Here is a 25,062-nt window from a genome sequence, read left to right on the forward strand (position 1 = left end):
GGCTGACGGCTGACCGCTGATCGCTTCTTTCGCGTGTTACTATCCCGAAATGGAAACTTGGTTTCGCCGCAGCGGTACTGTCGCTGCCGTCATTTTTCTATTCTTTGCCTCAGCCTTCGCCCAGGCGCCCGACTATGCCCATATCGCCAAACAGGCGGTCACCAACCTCGCCTCGGCGAACTATGACGCCGTCGAGCAGGCAATGAAGCCGGAAATGGCGCAGGAAGTTCCCGGGCAAATCCTGCAGTTGGTCTGGATGCACGTGGTCCGGCGCTTCGGCGCCTTCCAGCAGATCACCGGCGTCACCAGCAAGCCCGTGAAGGAGCAGCAGTTGGTCGAAGTCGCCTGCCAGTTCGCCCACGGCCCCGTCACCGTCGAGTGGATCATCAACGCTCAGGGCCAGATCACCGGTCTGCACTTTCAATAACTGGCCAGCGGCCGAATCAAACGGCGGCAGCTTGGAGGAGCCCTGAGCGCCAGCGGGCGGACCCTGCCGGCAATCGAAGCCCGCACTCCAAGCGACCCACGGGAGCGACCAGGGCAAAAAGTGGCGAGCCACCCACCCAACTCGGGTACAACCGGTCGCCAGGACCAGTAGCAAAAGGAATGGCGGAGGGAGAGGGATTCGAACCCCCGGTACCGTTTCCGGTACAGCGGTTTTCAAGACCGCCGGTTTCAACCGCTCACCCATCCCTCCGCACGCGCCGGTCGCGGCAGCTTGGAGGAGCCCGGAGCGCCAGCGGGCGGACCCTGCCGGCAATCGAAGCCCGCACTCCAAGCGACCAACGGGAGCGACCAGGGCAAAAAGTGGCGAGCCACCCGCCCTTAACTAATTTTAAGGCCTCCCGGCCCCGCGTAGGCCGACTTCCTGCTTTGCCAACCGCCATTAGCAATAACCGCCGATTCTCCGCGTGTTACCGGATGGGCGGTTACAGAAATGTCATTGACAACAACCTCCAGTCGGACTACACTCGCGCCCAGTAGACCTATCGCAGCGTGAAGTAAACGCTTATGTGAAAGGGGAATCTAAACAACAATGAGTTGTCGCCACTTCGCTCGCTTTTCCATGCGCCTGATGAGTGTGGCTTGCCTGCTGCTGTTCGCAACCGGCATGCTGATGGCGCAAACCACGTCTACCGGAGCCATCACCGGAACCGTCACTGATCCCAGCGGCGCCGCGGTGCCCAACGCCACGGTGCTGTTAACGCAGCAAGCTACGGGGTCCGTCACCCCCGCCGCCACCACCAGCACCGGAAAGTTCACCTTCACCGCCCTCCCGCCCGGCACTTATCAGCTCTCCGCCGTTGCCAAGGGCTTTTCCACCTCCAAGCAAAATGTCGTCGTGCGCGTGAACCAGATGACGAACGCGCCCTTCAAGCTCCAGATTGGCTCGGCCACGCAGACGGTCGAGGTCAGTTCTTCCGCCGGCACCGTCCAGGTCGATACCACCACCGCCGTGGTGGGCGGCACCATTACCGCCGAGCAGATCAAGAACCTGCCCAACATCGGCCGCAACTTCCTCGCCCTGGCGCAACTGCAGCCCGGCGTGCAGATGATTGATGGCGGCAACTTCGATCCCACCAAGAACGGCTTCGCCGGATTGTCCGTGCAGGGCGCCGAAGGCCGCACCACGGAAATCAATGTCAATGGCGCCGACATTACCGATCAGACCGTCGGCACGACCACCCTCAATCTCGCCTCCAGTTCGGTTCATGGGTTTCAGGTGAGCCAGTCCTCGGGCGACACCTCTTCGGACATCGGCAACACCGGCCAGGTCAACATCACCACCAATCACGGCAGCAACGACTGGCACGGCGAAGCCTTTGCCAATTACCGCAGTGCACGCTTCGCCGCCAACCCGACGCTGACCACCGTCAAGCCGCCGTTCAAGCAGAACCAGGATGGCCTCTCCCTGGGCGGTCCGCTCGTCAAGAACAAATTGTTCTTCTATGTCAACGGCGAACGCTATGACCGCAATGCCTACTCGTCGGTGGAAATGCCGGACTTCCCGCAGTACAACGGTTTCTTTTTAACCCCCGCGTTTGAAAAGGACGCCGACGCCCGCGTGGACTGGACCATCACGCCCAACTTCAAGATGTTCTACTACTTCGCGCACGGCAGCAATCGCGTCGTGCCTCCATCGGTGATTGGCGGCACCAGCCTGCAGCCCTTCACCAACGAGGACGTCTCTAACTTGCACGACATTTCGGCTACCTATACCCATGGCCGCTTCACCCACACTTTCCATTACGACCACCTGCTGTTCGTCAACCACATTTACAGCAACCCGGTCGCCGGCGCGCCCAATATTCCGATCAACATTGCCTTCCAGGATACGGGCGAGTCGTTCGGGCCGAATCTGCTTTCCCCGCAGAGCACCATGCAGTTTGACGATGAGGCTAAGTACGACGGCAGCTTCTACTTCGGCAATCACACCGTGCGCTACGGCGTGGAGTACAACCACATCGCCAACGACGTCTATGCGGCCTTTTTCGCTTCTGGGCCGCAGGTCGGCCCCTCGGTGAGCAACGGTCCGGTCAACGGCGGCTCCGCCAGCGACATCACCGCTTATGCGCCGGAGTTCGTCGTTTTCGCCAATGGACAGGGCTATTTTTCCAACCTGGCGGTTCATGGCCAGCCCTATGGCGGCGTCTTCAACCAGCGCAAATCGTTCTATATTGCCGACACCTGGCGGGCGAAGTCGAACCTGACCATCAACTACGGCATCCATTTCGAGCGCGATCCCGGCGAAGTGAACACCGATCTGGTACACCCCTCGGTGGTCGGCAACGCCTTCCCCACCCTGGCTCACGCCGCCAACATTCCCAACAACTTCTCCCCCACCGTGGGCATCGCCTGGGACCCGAGCGGTAAGGGGAGCTGGGTCATCCGCGCCGGTGCGGGCATGTACTATCAGAACAACATCTGGAACAACGTCATGTTCGAGCGCTCCAACTACATCAGCGCCGCAGTCGCCCCAGCCTTCCCCTTCACCAACGGCAATAAGGTGCTCGACGCCTTTGGGAATTGCGTCTTCTTGTGTAACGGTGGCAGCGCGTTGACTACCCAGTCGATTGCCCAGCTCACGCCAACCTTGCTGCAGGTGCAGACGCAGTTGTCCGCCAGCGCGGCGGCATTCGCGCGGAGCAGCGCCGCGGCAACACCGACCATCCTGGGCGTGCCCGGGCAGAGCGCCCCTGGCTCGAACATCGGCGGCAATCCCCTGTTTGACAGCACCTACCGCTCGCCCTATGCAATGCAATTCAACTTTGGTGTGCAGCATCAGCTAATGCCCGGCGCCGTGCTGTCCGCGAACTTCGTCGAAAACAAAGGCTTTGACCTGCTGTTGCAGCAGGATCTGAACGACGTGGGCGCGGCGCGCTACCTGAATCAGGCGGCGGCGATCACGGCCATCAACGCGGCGGCCTCGGATCTCGGCACCGCCCAGGGGGCTACCCCTCAGGATACGGTGCAGAACATGCTCAACGCCGCGGCCAAGGGACAGACCTATGTCCCATGCGGAAGCTGTGCGGCCACACCGATCACCAACCCGATCATCCAAAGCGAGTTGCTGGGCAACAGCAGCGGCGTTTCGCTCGGCTCGGGCACCAACACCGCCATCGGTTCGCCCAGCTTTGCCTTCGGCGGACGCAATCCCAACTTTGGGAATATGACCACCTACCGCAATGGCGCGGTCTCCGAGTACCGCGCGCTGCAAATGGAACTACGGCTGGAGAATTTCGCCGGCTTCGGTGCCATGCACATCAGCAGCCTGACCGTGAGCTACGCCCTGGGACGGCTGGACGCCAATCAGTTCTCTGGCTCCTTCGGCGGCGGCGCGGGTAATAATGACAATCCCCGCTTTTACTACGGTCCGGAAGGGTATGATCGCACCTCGCAACTGAGCGTCGGCGGCGTCTTCAACCTGCCGTGGGGCGTGCGTTTCGCTACGGTAAATCACTTTGATACCGGCTTCCCGGTTACGCCGCGCTTGGGCGATACCGGCTCCGGACCAGGGAAGATCTTCCAGACTGACTTCTACGGCAGCGGCTCCACCGGCAACATCCTGCCGGGCAGCAACCTGGGCGCCTTCAACCGCACCCTCGGTTCGCCGCAAGCTCTGCAGGCGGCGATTACCAACTACAACGCCTCCGAGGCGTTGACGGACACTCCGGCAGGCGAGGCCCTCCTCTCCGCCGGCCTGATGAACCAGTCGCAACTCTCCGCGCTGGATCTGGTCAAGCCCTACATCAACGTACAGGTCAATCCCCAGCAGATCATGCCGGATGCCTTCATGGATACCGACCTGACCTTGGCCAAGGACATCAAAATGGGCGACCGCTTCACGCTGACGCCGGAAATTGATGTCTTCAACCTGTTCAATGTCGGCAACTATGATCCTCCGGGCAACGTCATGGGCGGCTCGCTGGGCGTGGGTTACAGCCCCGCCACGGCCGGGAACTACGGCAGCCCCGATTCGCTCACCAACACCACCCGGCTCGGCCAGTTCAACAAGTACGGCCTGAACACGGGTACGTTTGCCTCCGGCATTCCCCGCGCCTTCCAGGGCCGCATCAGCTTCGTCTTCTAACCTGCGCCGCAGTCCATAGCGCGACGGGGCGTGCCTTCCGCACGCCCCGTTTTTATTGAATCCGGGCAATCGCCAAGCCGAGGTCGGTCGCCACCTCCTGTAGGCGCCGACCAACCGTCCACAGGAGAGCAGTGCTTTAACCGGCGCGCGGCCTCACGTTGAACTATCAGCGTCAGCGATCCGCGCAGCAGGCGCGACGTTTCCTGAATGCCCTTCTAGTGGCGAGCTTTGGCTACGAGCTCGTCGGGAAGAGTAACGGTGGTCCTCACGCGTCAACTATAGCGCCGGTCGATCGCCTATTTGAGCTCTGCCAGGGTAACCCCGGTGCCGCCTTGGTTCTGCGGCGGGTGTGCGAAGCGGGCCACCTGCGGATGCGCGCGCAGCGCGTCGGCGACCAGCTTGCGCAACACGCCGAACCCGGCGCCGTGTACGATGCGTACCTGCTCAGCGCCCGCCAGCAGCGCCGCGTCCAAAAATTTGTCCAGGCGCGCTTCCGCCTCATCCGCGCGCAGGCCAATGAGGTTCAGCTCCAGCGTCGCCGGCGTCAACCGGTCCGGATCCGCAGCGCTGGCCGCCGCGGGCCGCGCCGGCGGTGACACGGCCTCGATCTCGGCGGCTCCAACTTGCATCCGCACCGCGCCGGCAGCCACTTCGTAGCCCCCATCGGCGAGCCGCCGCAGGACGCGGGCCAGCGCCCGCGAGCCACGCAACCGCACCGGATCGCCGGGATGCACCTCCGGCCGTGAAGACGCCGCCGCCGATTCCTCCCCCAGCGCCGCCGCCGATTCAGCCTGCCAGGCTTCGGCAGCTTCGCGGCGCTGGCGCGAGCGCGCCGCCGCCAGCTTGCGCTGCTGCGCGGCGGTGAGCGAGGCCTTGAGCTCCTCCAGCTCGTGCTGCCAGCGCCGGTCGCCCGCCTCGGCAAACGCCGCAAACCGCCGCTCCATCTCTGCCCGCAGGCTCGCCATTTGCTTCTGCTGCCAGGTGCGGTCATGCGCCGCCAGCGCCTGCTCCCGCGCCCCGACCGCGCGCTCCCGCGCCTCCAGACCGCGGAGCTGTTCTTCGGCTGCTGCCAGGTTTTCCTGCAGCTTCTGCAGATACTCCGCCGCCTCCACCTGCTCGCGCGACAGCCGCCCGCGGGCGCCGGCGATAATCGCGGCCGGCAGCCCCAGGCGCTCCGCCATGTCCAGCCCGGCCGACACCCCGGGCACGCCCATGCGAAATTGATAGCTGGGCGCGAGCGTCACCGGATCGACCGCAACCGAACCGTTGGCCACCGCGCCCGGCTGCTGGCTGGCCCAGGCTTTCAGACTGTCATGGTGCGTCGAAATCAGCGTCCAGCAGCCGCGCTCCCGCAGCCATGCGCCAATTTCAATGGCCAGCGCCGCGCCTTCCGCCGCATTCGTGGCCGTGCCCAATTCGTCGAGCAGCACCAGGCTGGCGGGCGTCACCGCCTCCAAAATCCCGCGAATGTGTACCAGGTGGCTGGAGAATGTGCTCAGGTTTTGTTGAATCGACTGCACGTCGCCAATATCGGCCCAGAGAGCATCAAACACCGGCAACTCCGCGCCGCCGGCGCACACCGGCAAACCGCATTGCGCCATCCAGGCCGCGACCACCACCGTCTTGAGGACCACCGTCTTGCCGCCGGTATTAGGGCCGCTGACGATGAGCATGCGTTCCGGCGCCAGCCGCAGCGTGAGCGGGACGACGGCGCGATCCGCCTGCCCCCGCAACGTGGCCACCAGCAGCGGATGCCGCGCCTGCCGCAGCTCCAGCGCCTCGCCGAACTCCGCCCTGGTGGCGGCGTAGTCCTCCGCAAACCGCGCCTTGGCCGCTTCCAGCTCGAGGGCGCCGCAAACGCCGGCCGCGCTCGCGATCTGCGGCGCGGCAGCGGCGACTTGCCGGCTCAGCTCGCGCAGAATGCGCCGCTGCTCGGCTTGTTCGGCTTCCCGCAGCCGGATGGCTTCATTGTTGAGCTCGATGGTTTCGAGCGGCTCGACGAACACCGTCTGCCCGCTGGAACTGGCGCCGTGTACCACCCCCGGGGCGCGGCGGCGCGCCTCCGCCCGCACCGGCAGCACGAAGCGCTCGTTGCGCACCGTGATCAGTGTGTCCTGCAGGGCCCCATCGCCGCCGCTGCCCAGCTTCTGCATTTCCCGCCCCAGGGCGCTTTCAATCAACTGCCGCTGCCGCCCAAGCTGCCGGCGCAACCGGGCAAGTTCAGGCGAAGCCTCGTCGCTCACTTCGCCGCTCGGCAACAGCGCCCGCCGCAACCCTTGCGCGAGCGCGTCCAGCCGCGGCAACCCTTCCGCCAATTCGGCCAGCAACGGCCAGCTTTCGCGTGGATCCTGCCCGGCGGCGTCGAGAAGGTTGGCCCGCAGCGACCCCGTTTGTTCGGCGAATGCCGCGATCTGGACCAGCGCGGGACCGTCAAGTGTGCCCGCCGCCGCGTCTTCGAGCAACGGACGCGGATCCCCCAGCGCCGCAAACGGAAACGCCCCACGCTCCCGCCGCCAAACCGCAGCTTCGCTCCAGCGCCGCTGCAGCCGCTCCAGTTCCTCTCGGTCGCGATAAAAACGCAGCGCCGCCAGCGCTTCCCCGCCCAGCGGCGTCGCCAGATACGCCGCCAGCAGCGCCAGCACCGCCTCCGCGTCGGGCGGGGCGGCGCCAGGCGCCAGCGCGCGATCGGAGGCGGTCATTTCTTCTTGCGCGACCGCGCCTTGGGCGGCGCGGCGGGCGTCGGTTCGGTCGCCAGGATGCCCGCCAGCACCTGATCAAAGGCCGTCAGTTTCGGCTTGCTGCTGCGCGCCGGCGCCGTGCCGCCGCGCCAGGGATGCTGAAACCCACAGGTGCGGCAGGTCGTGGTCGCCACCGCATCCCCCACCAGCGCCGCCACCGTGTGATTGGTCAGGCGGTGACAATGGCTGCAGTAGTCGTCCACCTCATCGCCCACACGCTGGCCCATAACCCCTTCCTCCTGTATAATCGTAGTTTATTCGCGAGAGGACTTCATCTATGGCACGCGTCTGTGATTTGTGCGGCAAAGGACCGCAGTTCGGCAACCGCATTAGCCACGCCCACAACGTGACCAAGCGGCGCTGGAACGTCAATCTCCAACTCAGCCGCGTCCAGCGCCCCGAGGGCGGCACCGTCAAGCTCCGCCTCTGTACCGACTGCATCAAGTCCGGCAAGGCCGCCAAGCCGCTTAGGCGGCAGACGAAGCCGGCCGCCTAAGCGCCCTGCGTAGCCTTGGCGAAGCAGGGCACAGGATCAGTCACTTCGAACTATCCCGCCAGCGCAATCACATCGATTTCCACGCGCGCGCCTTTGGGCAGATCCTTGACCGCAACCGTGGACCGCGCCGGTGGATTCTGCGGAAACGCCTTGGCGTAGATCTCATTCATCGCCGCAAAGTCGCCCATCTCCGCGAGGAACACGCTCGACTTCACCACGCCCGCCAGGCTGCTCCCCGCGGCCTCCAGCACGGCTTTCAGGTTCTGCAGCACCCGCTCCGTCTGCTGGCGCACATCGCCCTCCAGCAGCTTGCCGCTGGCCGGGTCGAGTGCAATTTGACCGGAGCAAAAAACGAATCCACCTGCGCGCACGGCCTGCACGTAAGGACCGATGGCAGCGGGAGCGTTAGGAGTGGCAACGGTGGAGCGGGTTTCCAGAGCAGGCATGAGAACAGTGTACCGTACGCGGCAACTTGGAGACGCCCCGATCGCCTGCGGGCGTCCGTTGCCGGGAGCGACGCTCGGCCACAGCCCGACCACCGGGAGGGCGGCTCCAACAAAAGGTGGCCGTGCCACTTTCAACCCTCCGTTTTCAGTTTTCCGCGCCCGCGCACCCGCTCCACCGCATAAACCCCCGGCACCCGCTTCAGCCCCTGCAGAATCTGTTCCAGCACCCCGGCGTCCCGCACATCGACCGATAGATCCACCACCGCCCGCCCCTCGCCGGTCTTCGCCCCCGCATTGCGGATATTCGCGCCCTGTTCGGATATCACATTCGTTATGGCGTTCAGCATGCCGGCATTGTCGTCGGTGTGGAGCTGCAGCTTGACCTCGCTGGGCTCGGCCGCGTCCGGCGCCCAGGCCACCTCGATGCGCCGGTCGGCCTCGTACATAAGGTTGCGCACGTTGGTGCAACTGGCGCAGTGCACGCCCACGCCGCGCCCGCGCGTGATGTAGCCCACGATTGGCTCCCCATGCACCGGCGAACAGCAGGCGGCCCGATACACCAGCAAGTCACTGAAGCCGCGCACCAGAATTGGGCTGCCAGGCCGCGCCCGGGGCGTGCGCCGCGGCGTCTGCAAGCGCCGCGCCTGTTCCGGCGTGCGCTCGGCCACTGGCACCAGCTTCATCAGCACCTGACGCGCCGAAATCTTGCCATACCCGAGCGCCGCGTACACCTCCGCGGGTTTGGACAGGTTCAACTCCGTCCCCGCCCGTTCCAGTGCCGCCTCGGTCAGGCTCTTCACGCTGACATCGAACCGCCGGGCTTCGCGTTCCAGCGCGCGCCGGCCAATTTCGGTGGCGCGCTGCCGCTCGTGAATGTTGAACCAGTGCTTGATCTTCTGCCGTGCCCGTGAAGTGCGTACGTAGCCCAGCCACGTCCGGCTGGGGGTGTGCCGCGGCTGCGTCAGCACCTCCACAATGTCGCCCGTCCGCAGCCGGTAGCGCAGCGGTACGATACGGCCGTTCACGCGCGCGCCGCTGGCGCGATGGCCGACTTCGGTGTGGACCGCATAGGCAAAATCCACGACGCAGGCGCCGCGCCCCAGCGTCAGAATCTGGCCCTTGGGCGTGAAGGCATAAATCTCCTCCGGCGCCAGATCAACCTTGAGCATCGCCAGAAACTCAGCCGGATCCGCAATGTCGCGCTGCCATTCCACCAGCCGGCGCAGCCAGCGCAGCCGTTCATCGTCGGCCGCCGGCGTGGCGCCGGCGGCGCCGTCCTTGTACTTCCAGTGCGCAGCAATCCCCTCTTCCGCCATCCGGTGCATTTCTTCGGTCCGAATCTGCACTTCAAACGGCTGCCCGCTGGCGTCAATCACCGACGTATGCAGGCTGCGGTACATGTTGGCGCGCGGGGTGGCGATGAAGTCCTTGATGCGCCCCGGCACCGGCGTCCAGGCGCTGTGGATCACCCCCAGCACCGCATAGCAGTTGCGTACCGAATCGGTGATGATGCGCAGCGCCAGCAGATCGTAAACCTGATCCACCGCAATCCGCTGCCGCTCCAGCTTCTGATGAACGCTGTAGTTGCGCTTGATGCGCCCCTCGACGCGCGCCGGAATGTCATGCTCACCCAGCGCCGCCAGTACCCGCTGCTCCACCCCGCGCAGGAACTCCTCCCCGCCCGCGCGCCGGCTCTCCACCGCCGCCTGCACCCGTGCGTAGGCCTCCGGCTCCAGATAACTGAACGCCAGGTCCTCCAGCTCGCCCCGCATCTTCCCCATCCCCAGCCGGTGCGCCAGCGGCGCGTAGATGTCCATGGTCTCGCGCGCAATCGCCTGCTGCCGCTCCGGCGCCAGCGGCTGCAGCGTGCGCATGTTATGCAGCCGGTCCGCCAGCTTGATGAGGATGACCCGGATGTCGTCCACCATCGCCAGCAGCATCTTGCGCATGTTCTCCGCTTGCCGCGCGTCATTGCGGAACGGCCCCTGAAACTCCAGCCGGTCGATCTTGGTAACGCCCTCGACCAAATGCGCCACCGTAGTCCCAAACTCGTGCGCCAATTGTTCCGTGGTAGCCGGTGTGTCTTCCACCGCGTCGTGCAGCAACCCTGCCGCCACGCAGGTGCTGTCCATTTCCATTTCGGCCAGCACCGAAGCCACCGCCAGCGGATGCAGAATAAACGCCTCGCCCGACCGCCGCTGCTGATTGCGGTGCAACCGTGCGGCATACGCGAACGCCCGCTGCAACAGCCCAAGGTCATCCAGCGGCCGGTTGGCCTCCATCCGCGCCAGCAACACCTCGAACTCCGCCCGCGCGCGCGGACCCACCGCCGGCGCCGCCTGCGTTTTCGTGGCCACGAATCTAAGTTATCAGTTTTCAGTAATCAGTTCTCAGTTCACTCCGGAACCGCCGCGGGCCCGGCGTCCGAACTGAAAACTGATAACTGAGAACTGAGAACTGAAGACTACACCCGCGTCGACGCAATCTGCGGCGCTTCTTCTTCCTCTGCCGGCGCCGGCCGCAGATAGATCGCGTCGAGCTGGGACGTAAGGTGCGCAAACGCTTCCTCCGGGGTATTGGTGAAGTGAAACAACTCGACATCCTCGGCAGCGATCATCCCGCGCCGGATGAAGGCGTCAAAATCCACGACCTCTTCCCAAAACTCCCGCCCGTACAGCACAATCACCATCTTCTTGCGCAGCTTGCGCGTCTGCGCCAGCGTCAGGACTTCAAACAGCTCATCCAGCGTGCCGAACCCGCCCGGAAACGCCACCAGCGCCTTGGCCAGATAGGCAAACCAGAACTTGCGCATGAAAAAGTAATGAAACTGAAAATTCAGCGCCGGCGAAATGTAGGGGTTCGGTACCTGCTCAAACGGCAGGCTGATATTGAAGCCCACGGTTTTGCCGCCGGCATCGCGCGCCCCCAGGTTCGCCGCCTGCATGATGCCCGGCCCGCCGCCCGAGCTGATGACGAAGCGCCGCCGCCGGCTGGGCAGCGCCTCGGCCCACAGTGTCAGCCGGCGCGCCAGCTCCCGCGCGTCCTCATAATATTTCGCCATGGCCACCGCGGTCTCCGCCGCCGGGCGCTGCTTCGGCGCCGCCTGCGCCAGATGCGCCTGCGCCGCTTCGGGGCTCAGCACCCGCGCCGAGCCAAAGAACACGATGGTGTCCTGAATGTTCTCGCGCCGCAGCCGCGCCATGGGTTCGAGGTACTCGGCCAGAATCCGCAGCGGCCGCGCTTCCGGCGTATTCAGAAAGGGTTCGTTCTCGTAGGCCAGCGGCGCGCGTCGAGCCAGAGGGTGTTCAGCCATGCTCTCACGATTGTAGCGGAGCCGCGCATCACCCACCACCCACCACTGTTTGACTATTGCCCGGGCGCCGGCCGCTGCAGCGGAACCTCTTGCGTCGATAAATTCGTCAAATCCTGAATTCGTACCGCGACTTTCCCGATGCTGAGCACCTTATACCGGTGCGCAATCACATCGCCCTGGCTGACCACGTAGCTGTCCTCGCCGAATTGCAAAAAAATGCGCTCCGGCTGCCCCTCCGCCTGCGCGAACCCGAAAAACTTGAGCGGCAGCGGTGGGGGCGGCGGCGGACCCTCGAGCGCGCGCCGCTGGGACTCGGCTCGCGCCGCCTCCGCGCGCGCGTTGGCGGCAATCCGGGCCGAAGGCGTCACCGGCGCCGGCGGCGGCGCCGCCCCAAAGTGAAACAGGTTGCGGCCATCGCCGGTATACGTGCGCGCTCGCAAGTCGGTCAGCTTCGTCAGATCCAGGCGTGGATCCACGTGCGTCCAGCCCAGGGGCGTGGCCCCGCCGGATGCCGCTGGCGCCACCGCAGCCAGCGGCGAAGCGGCCGGCGTGGCTGGGCCTCCGCCGCCCAGCAGGCTGCGCCCCAGCAGCCCCCCCGCCACCGCCAGCAGCACCACCAGCGCGATGACTTCGCTCTTCTTTTCCGTGCCCATTTTCATGAGCCACCCATGCGCAGGTCGCTCGGCGTCGCCGAGCGGGGTCCCGCGCTCGTCAATGCCTGTTCGTAGGCTTCGAGGCGCACCTGCAAGCGCACCTGATTCGCCGGCGCCGCCACCCCCGCGGCCTCCCCGCCGCTGACGCTCACCTGGTCAATGAGGAAAAACATGGGCGAGCGCTCCAGCCCGTTGAGAAACTGCACCGCGCCGGCATACCCTCCCGATACCTGCAAATTGATCGAGACGCGCCGCAGGTCGAACGGTGCCGTCTTGTCCGGCGCAAACGTCGCCCCCGAGACCTCCACCTGGCTCTGCTGCGCAATCCGCCCGAATTCCGTCAGCAGTTTCGAGCTGGCCTCGCGCTGTCCGGGAAAGCCCTCCGCCATGAGCTGCTGCATCTGCTCCTGGCTGGTGTGTATCCGGCCGCGCAGCGCGCGGATCTGCGCCAGCTCGGCCTTGAGCGCGCCCAGTTGCACCCGCGCGTCGGTCAACTGTTGCCGCGTCGCCGACTGCGAGGGCGCGCGCGGCGACAGCAGCCAGCCCGCCAGCGCCAGATCGCAGGCCAGCACCAGGCCGCAGAGGATCTGCACGTTGCGCCGCAGCGGACTCATTGTCCCCTCCCGCCCGGATCTAGGTGCGGCGTGTACAGCGCGTTCAGTTCAAGCTGAAACCGCGGCGGCGCCGTGGCGGCGCGCGGACCGCCCGCGTTGGTGCGCGCCGCCGCTTCCGCCTCCCGCGTCACCACCGCGTCGGCAAAATCGCCCGACGTCTCCAGACTCTGCACAAAGTCGATCGCCGGCTGCAGCGTCTCGCTCGCAAAGCGCAAATCCACCGCATTCTGCCCGTTGCGCTGCAGCGGCCGCAGCGAGATAAGTTCCACCCCCGGCGGCTGAATTTGCTCCAGCTGCTCGAACAACTGCGTCCAGGAAACACTCTTGCGGTCGATGAGCTGATTTAAAAACTGGGCCCGTGCCACAATCGCCTGCGTCCCGGCGCTCCGCAGCGGCGCGCTGGTCTGCGCCGTGGCCAACTGCAGCGGTGCGATCTGGGCGCGCAGCCCCGCCGTCTGCGCCTGAATGGCGCGCGTTCCCCGCCACCCCAACCAGGCCGTCAGCGCCAGCCCCGCAAACGCCAGCAGCAGCACCACCAGCGCACTGCCCCAGACGATCCGCACCCGGCGCAGATTTTCCACCGGCCGCCGTCCCAGGTTGACCCGGATGCGCATCATGAGAAACGCCCTCGCAACGCCCCCGCCACCGCCAGCAAAGCGTCGCCGCTGGAGCCGCCATCATCGCCGCCCGCCGTATCCAGGCCCGAGGCCGGAATCTCGGCTGCTTGCCACGTCGCCCAGGGCGACTCCTGGGCCAGCCGCGCCGTCAGCTCGACCGGCAGGCCGCTGGTGAAAAGCACCGGCGTTGCCGGCGCTGCCTCCGCGCCCGTCTCCAGCGCATCGCGAAAATACGCCACCGAAGGAAACGCATCTTCAAATACCGGCGCCACCCCGATCTCCAGCGCCCGGAAAAATTCAATCCGCCCGTGCCGGCAAAAAGCGCTCGTCAGGCAGCCCGAGTCGGCACGCAGCAGCAGCGCCGCATCGTCCAGCACCGGATGCGCGCTCAAACACGCCAGCCCCGCCGGCAGCACCGCCGCCGCCCGCGCCCCCGCCTGCTCCAGGCAATCCTCGTATTCGTCGATGCGCGCGCGGTCGGCAAACGCCACCAGCAGCCGCGTCGCCGTCAGCGGCTGGCACGAAATCACCGCCTGCTCTTCCGCAAACGGCAGGCTCTTGCGCAGCCGGAAGCGCGCCAGCGGCGCCAGTTCCTCGCTCTTCGCCGGAAGCTGCTCGAACGTCAGCAGCGCCAGCCGCGCCGTCAAATCCGGCACCAGCAGCGTCACCTGCGCATCGACCGCGCCCAATTCTTCCAGCAGTACGCGCAACGGATCGGCCACCACGGCCAAATCCGCAAGATTCGTCCGCACCGCCGAGGCCACCACCGCCCCCGGCAGCAGCGACCGCGCCCCCGCCCGCAGCCCGTGCAGGTGGCCCGACCCGGCCGCGCGCAGCCGTCCCACCGCCACGTGGCCCGCGGCGATCTCGACCGCCACCGCGGGCGTCGGCGGCGCGGTAAAGGCTTCAAATCGGGCGCGCAGTCCCGATGCGGAGACGGTAGGCATGGCAGTTCAATTCAGCGGGCTAGCTCAATAAACGTTACCTTATTGATCTCTTTGAGCGTAGTCAACCCGGCCGCCACGCGCTCCAGTGCGCTTTCCCGCAAAAACTTCATCCCCTCCTGGCGCGCAATCCGGCGGATTTCCGACGACGGCCGCCGGTCCAGAATAATTTCGCGCACCGTGTCGGTCATTTCCAGCAGTTCGTGAATCGCCGTCCGCCCCCGGAACCCCGCACCCCCGCACTCCATGCAGCCGCGCCCTTCATAAAAATCCCGGTCCACCCACTCCGGCCCCAGCCCCGAGGCTTCCAGCACCTCGCGCGGGTAGCGCACGGCATGCCGGCAGGCCGGGCAAATGAGCCGCACCAGCCTCTGCGCCAGAATGCAGTTCAGCGACGAAATGAAGTTGTACGCCTCAACCCCAATATTTAAGAAGCGGCCAATTACGTCCACCACATTGTTGGCGTGCACCGTGGTGAACACCAGGTGCCCGGTGAGGGCGCTATTGATGGCGATCTGTGCGGTTTCGGCGTCGCGGATTTCGCCCACCATGATCTTGTCCGGATCGTGTCGCAGAATCGACCGCAGCCCGCGCGCAAACGTCAGCCCCTTTTTCTCATTCACCGGAATCTGCGTGATCCCCTGAAGCTGATACTCCACCGGGTCTTCAATCGTAATGATCTTGTCCTCAATGCTGCGGATCTCATTCAGCGCCGCATACAGCGTCGTCGTCTTGCCGCTCCCGGTCGGTCCGGTCACCAGCACCATGCCGTACGGTTCGCGGATGTAGCGCCGGAACTTCGCCAGGTCGTTGCCATCGAAGCCGACCACATCCAGGCTGAGGTTCTGGAATTTCTCGCTCATCGCCTCCTTGTCGAGCACGCGCAGCACGGCGTCTTCGCCATGAATGCTGGGCATGATCGAGACACGGAAGTCGATGGCGCGCCCCTTGTAGCGCACCCGGAAGCGCCCATCCTGCGGCACCCGCCGCTCGGCGATATCCAGCTCGCTCATCACCTTGATGCGGCTCAGGATCGGGCTGTGAAATTCCTTGGCGATGGGCGCCAGCGCCGGCTGCAGGACCCCATCGATGCGGTACTTGACGTTCACCTCGGCATCGCCCGATTCGATATGGATATCGCTCGCCCGCCGCTCCAGCGCGGTGAAGATGGTCGTGTCCACCAGCTTGATGATGGGGTTGATGTCCTCCGTCGCCGTCAGTCGCTCGATCGAGATCGTCTCATCCGTGCCTTCGTCGCCGTGCAGCACATCGAGCGTAAATCCCTCGGTCGCCTGCTCCAGCACCCGCTGCGACTGTTCGTTCTTCTTGAGAATCTCCTCGATCTGGCTGGGCGTCGCCACCTTCATCGCCACCCGCCGCCCCAGCAGCAGCCCCACTTCATCGGCCAGCAGAAGCTGGCTGGGATCGGCAATGGCGATCGTCAGGCTGTGCTCATCCCCCTCGATGGGCACGAAATGGTAGCGGAACATCATCTCCACCGGCACCGAGCGGAACAGCTCCGGCGAGATCGGCACCGTCCGCAGATCTACCAGCGCGCAATGGTACCGCCGCGCGAGATCCTGTGCCCGCGTCAGTTCTTCGGCGGCAGACAGCGCGGGTGAGGGCGTCGAGCTCACTGCTGAATCCTCGCCCCCAGCGAGAAGATGGGCAGATAGAGCGAGATCAGGATCAGCGCCACCACCATGCCCACCACCATCAGAATGATGGGCTCGATCAGCGCCAGCAGCGCCGTCATCGCGTTGGCCAGATCCTCGTCAAAGAAATCGGCGACCGAGGCCAGCATCTGCGGCATCGCGCCCGTGCCTTCCCCGACCTCAATCATTTCCACCGCCAGCCGCGGCACCACTTTGTGCCGCGCCAGCCCCGCCGAAACCGGTTCGCCTTCCCGCACCCCCTTCATGGTTTCCTGCAACCCCTCGCGCAGCTTCGGACTCCGCAGCGCGCTGAGCGCCGTCTCCAGCCCTTGCAGCACCGGCAGCCCGCCCAGCATCAGCGTCGACAGTGTCCGGCACAACATCGCCACCTGATACTTCCAGTACAGCTCTCCCAGCAGGGGCATCTGCAGCGCCAGCCCATCGAGGGTGCGCGCCACGCCGGCGCGCCGTCCGCCGTACATCACCGTCAGCACCGCCGCCAGCAGCCCCAGGGCAATGTAACCCGCGTAGTGCTGAATCGCCAGCCCGATGTGCAGTACCACGATGGTGATCGTGGGCAGCGTGGCGTTCAGCGAGCTGTACAGCGCCGCAAACTGCGGCACCACATAGGTGACCAGAAACACCAGCACCACGACCACCAGCACGAACATCACCGCCGGATAAATCAGCGAGCTGGTCAGCTTCCGCCGCAGCCCCAGCGAGAGCCGCTGATACTGCAGATACCGCGCCAGCACTTCTTCCAGATTGCCGCTGCGCTCGCCCGCCATCAGCGTCGTAGTATAAATTTCCGGCACCGACGGCTCCTGCGCCCACGCCCGCGACAGCAAATCCCCCGCCTTCACCCGCTCATGCACCCGCCCCAGCATCGCCTCCAGCCGCTCGTCCCGCGCCCGCGTGCGCAGCAACTCCAGCGCCCGCACGATGGGCAGCCCGGCTTTCACCAGCGTCAGAAACTGCTGGTTGTACACCAGGAATTTGTCCAGCTTGACCCGCCCCCGCCGCCGCTCGCCCCCCAGGCTGTGCTGCGCCCGCACCGACTGCACCAGGTAGCCCTGCGACAGCATCCGGTCGCGCACTTCGCGCTCCGAGTCGGCAGTCTCCGTCTGCTGCAGGCGCTGCCCGCGCTCATTCACAGCCGTGATGACAAAAGATGGCATGAAACGCCTTATGAATTAAGAGTGGAACAAAACTCAAAACGTTCGGGAATATGCGCCTGACTACCCCCCCGTGACGATCTTGACACCTGGCGGAGCCTGGAACCGGAACCTGCCGGGGGCAATCGGGGTGTTCACCTGAATTTCGTCGAAGCGGATGTCGTTGCGCGACCCGTCCAGGCCGGCAATCACCAGCCGCACAATCCGGTAGCTCGGCGTGAACTCAATCCAAAGTTCCCGCCAGCCCGCCGCCGCCACATCCTGCAACGGCAGGCCGTGGATGACCTTGTCGCCCGGGTGCCACGGCACCAGCCCGCTGAAGCTCAAATCGCGCAGTTCCTTTTCAAGCTGCGTGTGCCCCAGCAGAAACCGCAGCGGCGTCCGCAGGTCGCTGAGCTGGTCAATCTTCATGACAGTGGCTTCGTTATCGCCCGCGGCATACTGCCACACGCGATCGCCGGCCACCAGAAACGTCTTCCGTGCCGGCTGGGTGTAGATCCAGCACATCTTCCCCGGCTTTTGCAGATACAAGTGCCCGCTCTCGGTCCGCTGTTGCAATCCCGACGTATAGGTCTGGGTGAAATCCGCCTGCCACGTGCGGATGGAGTTGTAGCGCCCGTCCAGCGTGATGACGTCTTCGTGCAAGGCGCCCGACTGGCCGGCCAACACCGCGGCCAGCGCTGCGCCAACCAGCGCGAGGCGGATAAAACTTCGCATTCAATCTAGAATACCGGACTAGCCGCCGTCGCAGGCGCATTGTCGCTGTAGTGAATCGCCCCGTCCTGCGTCATGAAGAAGTACCGCGTCCCCGCCCCGTTTTGCGGAACCGCCGCCACGGTAAAGCCGTTGCAGGGCTTCCCCTCCGCCGGCGTGTAGCGATAAATGTAGCCTTGCTTCGCCGCCGTGCCGGCTTCGGCCATGGAGGCATCGATCAGCCCCGAGGCGCTGGAGCTGTCCGGTGTCCCCGGCGCCGGCGGTCCCAGCGCCTTAAGCGACGGCGGGTAACCGATGTCCGGATACTCCGTGGCGTAGGCATTCAGCACCGTCGCCAGCGTCTTCATGTTTCCTTCCGCCGCCGTAGCGTTGGTGTTCTTGCGCAGCTTGCCCAGGTTCGGAATGGCGATCGCCATGATGATCATGATGATGGCCACCGCGATCAGTAGTTCGATCAGCGAAAACCCTCCGCTCCGCACCCGCCGCCGTTTTTCCATCCAAATCGGCAATCCTGCCTCCATGGCCGCTATTGTACGCCACTCCTTGGCCATAAAGACCGCACTCCCGCCCCCTCCGTTCCAATTCCTCCCCATCCCCACAAAATCATCCCCCTGGATCCCCCCGGCAACGCCCGCCCCCCAGCGCCTCCCGCACCCCCGCCGCCGCCCCACCCGACTGACAACTGACAACTGATAACTGACAACTCCCTAAGCAACATTCCCCATGTGTCTCGGGTCTTTGCCCGGGAGTGTGCCCGCCCGGCTACCCCTAATCTGTCTCTCAGTTGCGCTACTCGCACTCGAAAGAGACGAGGATAACGAGTTTGAAACTCATCATCTGCTGTGTTCTGCTCAGTCTGACCCTGGGGGCGCAGACGCGCTGGCGCTCGGGCCAGCAACGCTCGCCACACTATCACGGACTGACGAGTCAAGTGATGTCGCCACCGCAGGTCAGCGGCGTAACCGTCAGCGGCTTTACCGTCTCCTGGACCACCACCCAGGCGCTCTCCACCGAACTGCTCTATGGCGCCGGCAACCTCAATCAGGTGCAGAACCACACCGCACTGACGGAGCAGCACAGCGTCACCCTCACCGGCCTGCAGCCCGCCACGACTTACGAGTTTGAGGCGGTATCTACCGACGCCGCCAACATCAATCTGCGTTCCAAGGTGGGCACCGTAACCACCGCCGCCGCCCCACCGCCGCCCCCGCCGCCCACCACCGGCACGCGCCTGTTCCCCGCCGCCGCCGCCGACTGGCTCTACTCGCCGCCCACCGGCACCCCCCTCAACATCAGCAGCATCGCCTCGGCCATGGGCTTTCACCTCAACACCCACGACGGCGGCTACGACTACCCGGTGCAGTACACCGACGGCACCCACGGCTGCACCACCTTCACCGACACCCTCATCTACAGCTACAACAAAGACAACCTCTGCGTGCCCAATCCCGCCAACGGCTATCACCCCTCCGTCGGTGGCTGGGGCGCTGACGACGGCCACGTGGTCATCGTCGATACCGCCACCGGCAACTACTACGACTTCTGGAAACTTTACGTCAACAGCAGCTTCCAGCCCACCAGCACCAACGTCGGCAAGATCGTCGAAGGCTCGCTCAACGGCGATGGCACCCCGGGCACAACTGCGGCCCAGGTCACCGGCTTGGCCGGCGACATCCTGCCGGGCGAGCTCGCCTGCGTCACCTGCCTCAACCATGCCCTCAACGTCGTGGTGCCGGGCAACATGAATAATCCCAAGGTCTGCACCCAGTTCCCCGCCAAGGCCACCGACGGCAGCGTCCCCGGCGCCATTTTCTGCGAAGGCGCCAAGATCCGCTTCGATCCGTCCATCGACGTCAACACCCTGAGCGCCTCCACCGCCGTCAAGGCCATCATGCGCGCGCTGCAACTCTATGGCGGCGCCATCACCGACCAGACCGGCTCGAGCAACGTCCTCATCTATACCGATCTGCCGAGCCAGCCCGACACCACCGGCATTGGCCTCATTGGCCAACACCTCTGGCTTTATTACTAACCACTAGCCACTAACCACTTGCTTCTTGCTTCCTGAGGCAATTTTGCTCCCCAACTAGGAGATCTCCCGCAGAGGCGCAGAGAGCAGCGTTCAGTACGCTGAACCTACTTCGTCGTATCACCCTGCGCTTCTTCGGGAAAGGTTCGCTTGCGGTATCTCCTGTCTTCTCTCCTCCTCCTCACCCTCTTTGTCTCGGTTTCCGGCTGCGGCGGTATGCCTCCCTCGGCCCTGACTCCGTCCAATCCGCCCGGTAGCGGCTCCGGCAATCCCAGCGCCGCGCCGCACGCACGGCTCTTCCCCTCCGCCGGCTGGCTGCATAGCCCACCCTCCGGCAGCGCCCTCAATATCAGCAGCATCACGCGCGGCCTGCACTTCGTGCTCAACACCCACGACTACGGCTTCGATTACCCCGTCGTCTACACCGACGGCAGCCACGGCTGCACCACCTTCACCGACACCCTGCAGTACAACTACAAGGACCGCATCTGCGTGCCCAACCCCGCCGGCGGCTTCTATCCCTCCACCGGCCGCTACGGCGCCAACGACGGTCACCTGGTGGTCATCGATACCGCTGCGAGCAAGTACTACGACTTCTGGAAGCTGTACGTCAACGCCTCCGGAAATCCCAAGAGCACCAACGTGGGCAAGATCGTGGAAGGCTCGCTGGACGGCGACGGCACCCCCGGCACCACCGCCGCTGCAATTACCGGCCTCGCCGGTGACATCCTGCCCGGCGAGCTGGATTGCGACACCTGCCTCAACCATGCCCTCAACGTGGTGGTGCCCGGCTCGATGAACAGCAGCCGCATCGGCAAGCAGGCCCCCGCCAAAGCCACCGACGGCACCGTCTCCGGCGGCATTTTCGGCGAAGGCGCCAAGCTGCGCTTCGATCCCTCGATCGATGTCAGCAAACTCAACGCCTCCACCGCGGTAAAAGCGGTCCTGCGCGCTCTGCAGCTCTACGGCGCCGCCATCACCGACCAGACCGGCGGCAACCAGATCGCCTTCTACACCGCTCTCGCCTCCCGGCCCGATCTCACCGGCATCAACCAGATCGGTCAGCACCTGTTCATCTACTACTAGCCACTAGCCACTAACCACTAGCCACTGTTGACGAGAATCTCGTGCAGTCCGTCCGTCCCGCCCACCGGGGCGGCCAGCGGCCGCCCCAGCTCCACCTGCGCCAGGTAGTCGAGCACGGCCTGCCGGTGATGTGGCGCCGGCGCCAGCGGCAGATACAGCCCGCGCCCCGTCGCCGTCCGGTTTTCCCCGATGAACTCCAGCCACAGGTCGGCGCGGTCGAGCGCCAGCATCCAGCCTGCGCACAGCGACAGCGCCGCTTCCCCCTGCGTCTCTTCCATTCCCGGCGCCACGCATAACCGCAGCCGCAGCCGCAGCCCGTTTTCATCCGCTGATTCCCGCACGTAGAGCGTGCCCGTATGCGCGCTCGCTTTCCATGACACCTGCCGCGCGCTGTCGCCCGGCTGATGCGGCCGCAGCCGGTACAATTCCTGCCCCTCCCCGCGCCGCGCCTGCGCCTCCCGTGATCCCGCCCGCACCTCCTCCAACAGCGCCTCCAGCCCGCTGACCGGCGCCGGATAGACCAGCATCTCCGGCTCCCGCGCGCTCGATTGAAACCGCCGCCGCTTGTGCATCAGCCCGAACGGAAATCCCGTCGACAGCACAAACCCCGCGCTGCCGTATCGCCCCCGCCGCGGAAACGTCAACTCGCTGCCCGCCGCCGCGCTCCCCCGCCGCGCCAGATACCCAAAATAGATCGGCCGGAACCCAGCCTCACCTAGCGCGGACAGTGTCACCGAATACGCCGGCCACAGACTCTTGGCATTGGTCAGCTCGAAGTGTACCGGCGCCGGTTGGCCTGCAAACACCTCCTCCGGCATTCGGAAGCTGAGGTCCATCCCGCTCAGGTTCAGCGACGAGCTCAGCCCGGAAACAATCAGCGCCGCGATCAGCCCGCTGACAATCAGATAGAGCAAATTATTCCCGCTGGTAATCGCCGCCACCAGCAGCACCACCAGCGCGGTAAAAAACGGCATCGCCGCCCCGGCAAAGTGCTCCTCCAGCTCCCGCCGCCAGGCGCTGCCCCAGCCCCTTTGCTCCGACAGCGTCAGCATGAGCCCCGTGCCCACCGCCGCCAGCAGCCCCGCGGCGATGTAGAGCAGCAGCCGCGGATACAAATGCGGCGTCCAGTGCGCCAGCCACCCGCACCCCAGCGCCAGCCCCAGCAGCAGCCCCGCCCCCAGCGACTGCCTCCACCCCACCCGCCCCCCAGGTAAAGTCTCCGCCGCTACTTCCATGCCCCTATCCTACCGCCCCTCTTCCCTCTTCCCTTTTCCCTCTTCCCTCTTCCCTCTTCCCTCTTCCCCTTTTCCCTCTCCCCTCTTCCCTTTTCCCTCTTCCCTCTTCCCTCTTCCCTCTTCCCCTTTTCCCTCTCCCCTCTTCCCTCTTCCCTCTTCCCTCTTCCCCTCTTCCCTCTTCCCCTTTTCCCTCTTCCCTCTTCCCTTTTCCCTCTTCATCCCCCAATGATCTGCGGCCGCGGTTCCGCGGCATCCAGCGCGTCATGCACCCGCTCCAGAGTCCGCGGCTCCCGCGCGAGCCACCCCGCCCCCGCCAGCACCCGCTCCTGCGGCTCCCGGTTCGGAAACAAACTCCCGTCCAGATGCTGCGCCTGCGCCTGCAGCTCTCCGCTCCGCCGCGCCAGGCTCCGCGCCACCCGCGTTTCCATCTGCGTAAGCTGATGCTCAATCTTCTGCGCCGCGCCCTTGGCCGCATCGAGCAGCGTCGGATCCAACTGCTCCAGTTCCCTTTGAAGCTGCGCGAATCCCTCCGTCATCCCCGCCCGCATCGCCACCACCCGCTGCTCCACCCCCTCCGGCAGTGCGCGCCGTGCCAGCAAATCAGCCGCAGGCGTCTCGCGCAAATCATCGAGGCCGAGGTCATATTTCTGCAGCAGCCGCTGCGCCTTGGCATCGAGCAGCGTAACCCGCGCCCGCGGCCACGCCACCGGCTGCGTCACTCCCAGCGCCTGGTACAAAACCGCCGACTGCGCCAGGTAGGCGGTCTCCGCCGGCCCGACCACGTGCGCCACCGTCGGGAAGGCTACATCCTGCAACACCGGCCGCAGCAGCGCCGCCGGCGTTACCCGCCCGGGCGCGTCCGCAATCCGCCGCCGCAACTCCTCGCCCGCGATCTGCTCCTCTCCGAGCATCCATCTATCACCGCTCCGCCGCACTCCCAGCCGCCCCTGCGCCATCTCCAGAAACAACATACTCGCCGCCGCCGTCTGCTCCACCTGCACGTGGTATCCAGCCGCGGTCAGCGCCGCCGCCCGCTCGCCCAGCTTGGCGGCCAGCTCCGGCTGCCGGTCAAAGGCTTCGAGATAATACGGCCCCCACAGCCCCTGCGCTCCCGGCGCCTGCCGCGGATCAAACACCAGCAGCCCCCACGCCGCAAACCACCCCCGCAGCAGCTCACCGAACGCCTCGCCCAGCGTCGCCCCCGGACGATAGGCCGCGCGCACCGCGCTCCAATCCCCGGACGTACATCGCTCCGCCTCGTCGATCACGCCGCCAATCGACTCCTCCAGCCTGACCTCTCCGGTCGGCTGGCCATTCGCCTCCGCCGCAAACGTCGCGCTCAGCCGGTGCAGCCCGCTCCCGCTATCCAGCACCCACGCCTGATTGACTTCGGCCAGATCATGATCCTGCGTCGCCATCCAGAAGATGGGCACCGCGTCGGTTCCCTGCTCCCGCAGTCGCTCGGCGATCCGCACCGCCGTCATGGCTTTGTGGAGACTCAGCAGCGGTCCGCCCAGCAGCCCCACCTGCTGTCCGGTAAGGATGGCGACGGTGCCGTTCTGCGCAAATCGCGCCACCATCTCGCGCTGCTCCGGATTCTGCCGGCTCAGATCCTCCGCCACCGCCCGTCGCGTCTCGTCCGAATACCTGCGCGCCTTCGCCTGCCGTGCGAGCGCGGCAAAATCAAACGCCGCCCCCGCCGGATAGAATTTCGCGACGCGATCAAATGCAAACAGATAATCGCGGAACAGCGCGCTCAGCGCCTCCCCGCTCACTCCTTTTCCCTCTTCCCTCTTCCCTTTTCCCTCTCCCCTCTTCCCTCTTCCCTTTTCCCTCTTCCCTCTTCCCTCTTCCCTCGTATCTCTTCCATCGCCTGCTGGATCGCGGCGCGCGCCGCTCCCTCCAGCGCCAGCATCGGCCGCCGCGGCGGGCCTCCATAAAAAAGCCCGGCAGCATCGACCGCTGCCTTGAGCCCGGCGATCCCGTAAGGTTCGAACGCCCGGCACGCCGGCAGCAGCGCCCGCTGCGCCGCCAGAGCCCGCGCGTGGTCACCCGACTTAAAGGCTTCCTCCACCGCGCAGCACGCCCCCGGCGCCGCCGCCGCCAGCGCCAGGATCGCCCCCGCCGCCCCCGCGCACAGACTCGGGTAAACGGTTGACGCCCCACCCACCAGCACCGGAAATTCCGGCATTGCGGAAGTGATGCGCACCACCTTATCCATATTTCCGCTCGATTCCTTCAACCCTACGATGCGCGGATGCGCGGCCAGCTCCAAAATCGTCTCCACCCCCAGATCGACGCCGGTCAGCGGCGGAATGTTATAGAGCACGATAGGCAGCGCCGCCTCCTCCGCCAGCTCGCGGTAAAACTGCGCCAGCACCGCCTGCGTCATATTCTTCTTGTAATAGTGCGGTGTCCGCACGACAGCGGCCGCGTACCCATAATCCGCCGCCGCCGCGGTCATGGCGAGGGTTCCGCGCAGCGACTCTTCCCCGGTCCCGGCGAGCAGCAATTTCCCGGACCCACGCGCCGCGCTCGCCGCCCTTCTCAGCACCTCGCGCTTCTCGCCGCTGTCGAGGTAAATCGCCTCCCCACTCGACCCCAGCACCAGGTACCCAGCGAGCCCCGTCCCGTTATACGCCCCAAGGTTCGCGTCCAACCGCTCCGGCAGCAGATTCCCGCCGCCATCAAACGGCGTAGTCACCGCCGCAATAATCCCCCGAAGCTCCATCCCCCTGCTTCCCTCTTCCCTTTTC

22 protein-coding genes and 1 tRNA gene are annotated in these 25,062 nt (G+C 65.5%); 5 read left to right on the forward strand and 18 right to left on the reverse strand.

The genetic code is table 11. The features are described 5' to 3' along the window. Positions 1-49: 49 nt before the first annotated feature. Positions 50-427, forward strand: a complete 378-nt coding sequence (locus EPN33_00190; GenBank protein ID TAN24228.1) for a DUF3887 domain-containing protein — start codon at positions 50-52, stop codon at positions 425-427. A 180-nt stretch (positions 428-607) separates the two neighbouring features. Here EPN33_00190 and EPN33_00195 read toward each other — a convergent pair. Beyond that, positions 608-697 (reverse strand) — tRNA-Ser (locus EPN33_00195). Positions 698-1,036: 339 nt separating this feature from the next. Between EPN33_00195 and EPN33_00200 the strand changes: the two genes are divergently transcribed. Next, positions 1,037-4,591, forward strand: a complete 3,555-nt coding sequence (locus EPN33_00200; GenBank protein TAN24229.1) for a TonB-dependent receptor — start codon at positions 1,037-1,039, stop codon at positions 4,589-4,591. Positions 4,592-4,887: 296 nt separating this feature from the next. Here the strand turns inward: EPN33_00200 and EPN33_00205 are convergent, their stop codons facing one another. Both EPN33_00205 and EPN33_00210 read right to left on the reverse strand, forming a co-directional pair. After that, positions 4,888-7,290, reverse strand: coding sequence for an endonuclease MutS2 (locus tag EPN33_00205; protein TAN24230.1), 2,403 nt, complete (start codon positions 7,288-7,290; stop codon positions 4,888-4,890). Further along, positions 7,287-7,556, reverse strand: a complete 270-nt coding sequence (locus tag EPN33_00210; GenBank protein ID TAN24231.1) for a hypothetical protein — start codon at positions 7,554-7,556, stop codon at positions 7,287-7,289. Before EPN33_00210 ends, EPN33_00205 begins: the two co-directional genes overlap by 4 nt. 50 nt (positions 7,557-7,606) lie before the next feature. Between EPN33_00210 and rpmB the strand changes: the two genes are divergently transcribed. Beyond that, complete coding sequence (gene rpmB / locus EPN33_00215; GenBank protein TAN24232.1) at positions 7,607-7,825, forward strand: 50S ribosomal protein L28; 219 nt, start codon at positions 7,607-7,609, stop codon at positions 7,823-7,825. Between the two features lie 50 nt (positions 7,826-7,875). Here rpmB and EPN33_00220 read toward each other — a convergent pair whose 3' ends face one another. The 11 genes from EPN33_00220 to EPN33_00270 all read right to left on the reverse strand — a co-directional run bounded on the left by EPN33_00220 (position 7,876) and on the right by EPN33_00270 (position 18,549). After that, entirely contained in the window at positions 7,876-8,271 is a 396-nt protein-coding gene (locus EPN33_00220) for a RidA family protein (GenBank protein ID TAN24233.1), read from the reverse strand. Between the two features lie 131 nt (positions 8,272-8,402). Further along, complete coding sequence (locus tag EPN33_00225) at positions 8,403-10,553, reverse strand: bifunctional (p)ppGpp synthetase/guanosine-3',5'-bis(diphosphate) 3'-pyrophosphohydrolase (GenBank protein ID TAN24714.1); 2,151 nt, start codon at positions 10,551-10,553, stop codon at positions 8,403-8,405. 182 nt (positions 10,554-10,735) lie between these two features. Beyond that, positions 10,736-11,584, reverse strand: coding sequence for a TIGR00730 family Rossman fold protein (locus EPN33_00230; GenBank protein ID TAN24234.1), 849 nt, complete (start codon positions 11,582-11,584; stop codon positions 10,736-10,738). A 53-nt stretch (positions 11,585-11,637) separates the two neighbouring features. After that, positions 11,638-12,243, reverse strand: a complete 606-nt coding sequence (locus EPN33_00235; protein ID TAN24235.1) for a hypothetical protein — start codon at positions 12,241-12,243, stop codon at positions 11,638-11,640. Further along, positions 12,240-12,851, reverse strand: coding sequence for a hypothetical protein (locus EPN33_00240; protein ID TAN24236.1), 612 nt, complete (start codon positions 12,849-12,851; stop codon positions 12,240-12,242). The genes EPN33_00235 and EPN33_00240 overlap by 4 nt, the downstream gene beginning before the upstream one ends. After that, a complete protein-coding gene (locus EPN33_00245; protein ID TAN24237.1) occupies positions 12,848-13,468 on the reverse strand; it encodes a hypothetical protein in 621 nt (206 codons plus the stop codon). The genes EPN33_00240 and EPN33_00245 overlap by 4 nt, the downstream gene beginning before the upstream one ends. Beyond that, the gene (locus EPN33_00250; GenBank protein TAN24238.1) at positions 13,465-14,415 is read right to left on the reverse strand and encodes a hypothetical protein; all 951 of its coding nucleotides are present in this window, start codon (positions 14,413-14,415) and stop codon (positions 13,465-13,467) included. Before EPN33_00250 ends, EPN33_00245 begins: the two co-directional genes overlap by 4 nt. An 11-nt stretch (positions 14,416-14,426) precedes the next feature. After that, positions 14,427-16,049, reverse strand: coding sequence for a type II/IV secretion system protein (locus EPN33_00255; protein TAN24239.1), 1,623 nt, complete (start codon positions 16,047-16,049; stop codon positions 14,427-14,429). After that, positions 16,046-17,245 (reverse strand): type II secretion system F family protein, encoded by a 1,200-nt coding sequence (locus EPN33_00260; protein TAN24240.1) that lies wholly within the window; start codon positions 17,243-17,245, stop codon positions 16,046-16,048. The genes EPN33_00255 and EPN33_00260 overlap by 4 nt, the downstream gene beginning before the upstream one ends. Positions 17,246-17,305: 60 nt before the next feature. Further along, complete coding sequence (locus tag EPN33_00265) at positions 17,306-17,959, reverse strand: outer membrane lipoprotein carrier protein LolA (protein ID TAN24241.1); 654 nt, start codon at positions 17,957-17,959, stop codon at positions 17,306-17,308. A 5-nt stretch (positions 17,960-17,964) separates the two neighbouring features. Beyond that, positions 17,965-18,549 carry a prepilin-type N-terminal cleavage/methylation domain-containing protein gene (locus EPN33_00270; protein TAN24242.1) on the reverse strand — a complete coding sequence of 195 codons (585 nt, stop codon included), beginning with the start codon at positions 18,547-18,549 and terminating at the stop codon, positions 17,965-17,967. A 230-nt stretch (positions 18,550-18,779) separates the two neighbouring features. On the opposite strand from EPN33_00270, the gene EPN33_00275 reads away from it, so the two are divergent. Both EPN33_00275 and EPN33_00280 read left to right on the forward strand, forming a co-directional pair. Then, positions 18,780-19,988, forward strand: a complete 1,209-nt coding sequence (locus tag EPN33_00275) for a fibronectin type III domain-containing protein (protein TAN24243.1) — start codon at positions 18,780-18,782, stop codon at positions 19,986-19,988. 147 nt (positions 19,989-20,135) lie between these two features. After that, entirely contained in the window at positions 20,136-21,071 is a 936-nt protein-coding gene (locus EPN33_00280; protein TAN24244.1) for a hypothetical protein, read from the forward strand. Between the two features lie 17 nt (positions 21,072-21,088). Here the strand turns inward: EPN33_00280 and EPN33_00285 are convergent, their stop codons facing one another. The 4 genes from EPN33_00285 to EPN33_00300 are packed head-to-tail and all read right to left on the reverse strand — an operon-like array spanning position 21,089 to position 25,037. Beyond that, entirely contained in the window at positions 21,089-22,306 is a 1,218-nt protein-coding gene (locus tag EPN33_00285) for a DUF58 domain-containing protein (GenBank protein TAN24245.1), read from the reverse strand. 4 nt (positions 22,307-22,310) lie between these two features. Next, complete coding sequence (locus EPN33_00290) at positions 22,311-22,571, reverse strand: hypothetical protein (GenBank protein TAN24246.1); 261 nt, start codon at positions 22,569-22,571, stop codon at positions 22,311-22,313. Next, complete coding sequence (bshC, locus tag EPN33_00295) at positions 22,522-24,081, reverse strand: bacillithiol biosynthesis cysteine-adding enzyme BshC (GenBank protein TAN24247.1); 1,560 nt, start codon at positions 24,079-24,081, stop codon at positions 22,522-22,524. Before bshC ends, EPN33_00290 begins: the two co-directional genes overlap by 50 nt. After that, complete coding sequence (locus EPN33_00300; GenBank protein TAN24248.1) at positions 24,078-25,037, reverse strand: dihydrodipicolinate synthase family protein; 960 nt, start codon at positions 25,035-25,037, stop codon at positions 24,078-24,080. Before EPN33_00300 ends, bshC begins: the two co-directional genes overlap by 4 nt. Positions 25,038-25,062: the final 25 nt, after the last annotated feature.

The sequence above is a fragment of the Acidobacteriota bacterium genome (genome assembly GCA_004299485.1).
GTDB lineage: Bacteria > Acidobacteriota > Terriglobia > Terriglobales > SCQP01 > SCQP01.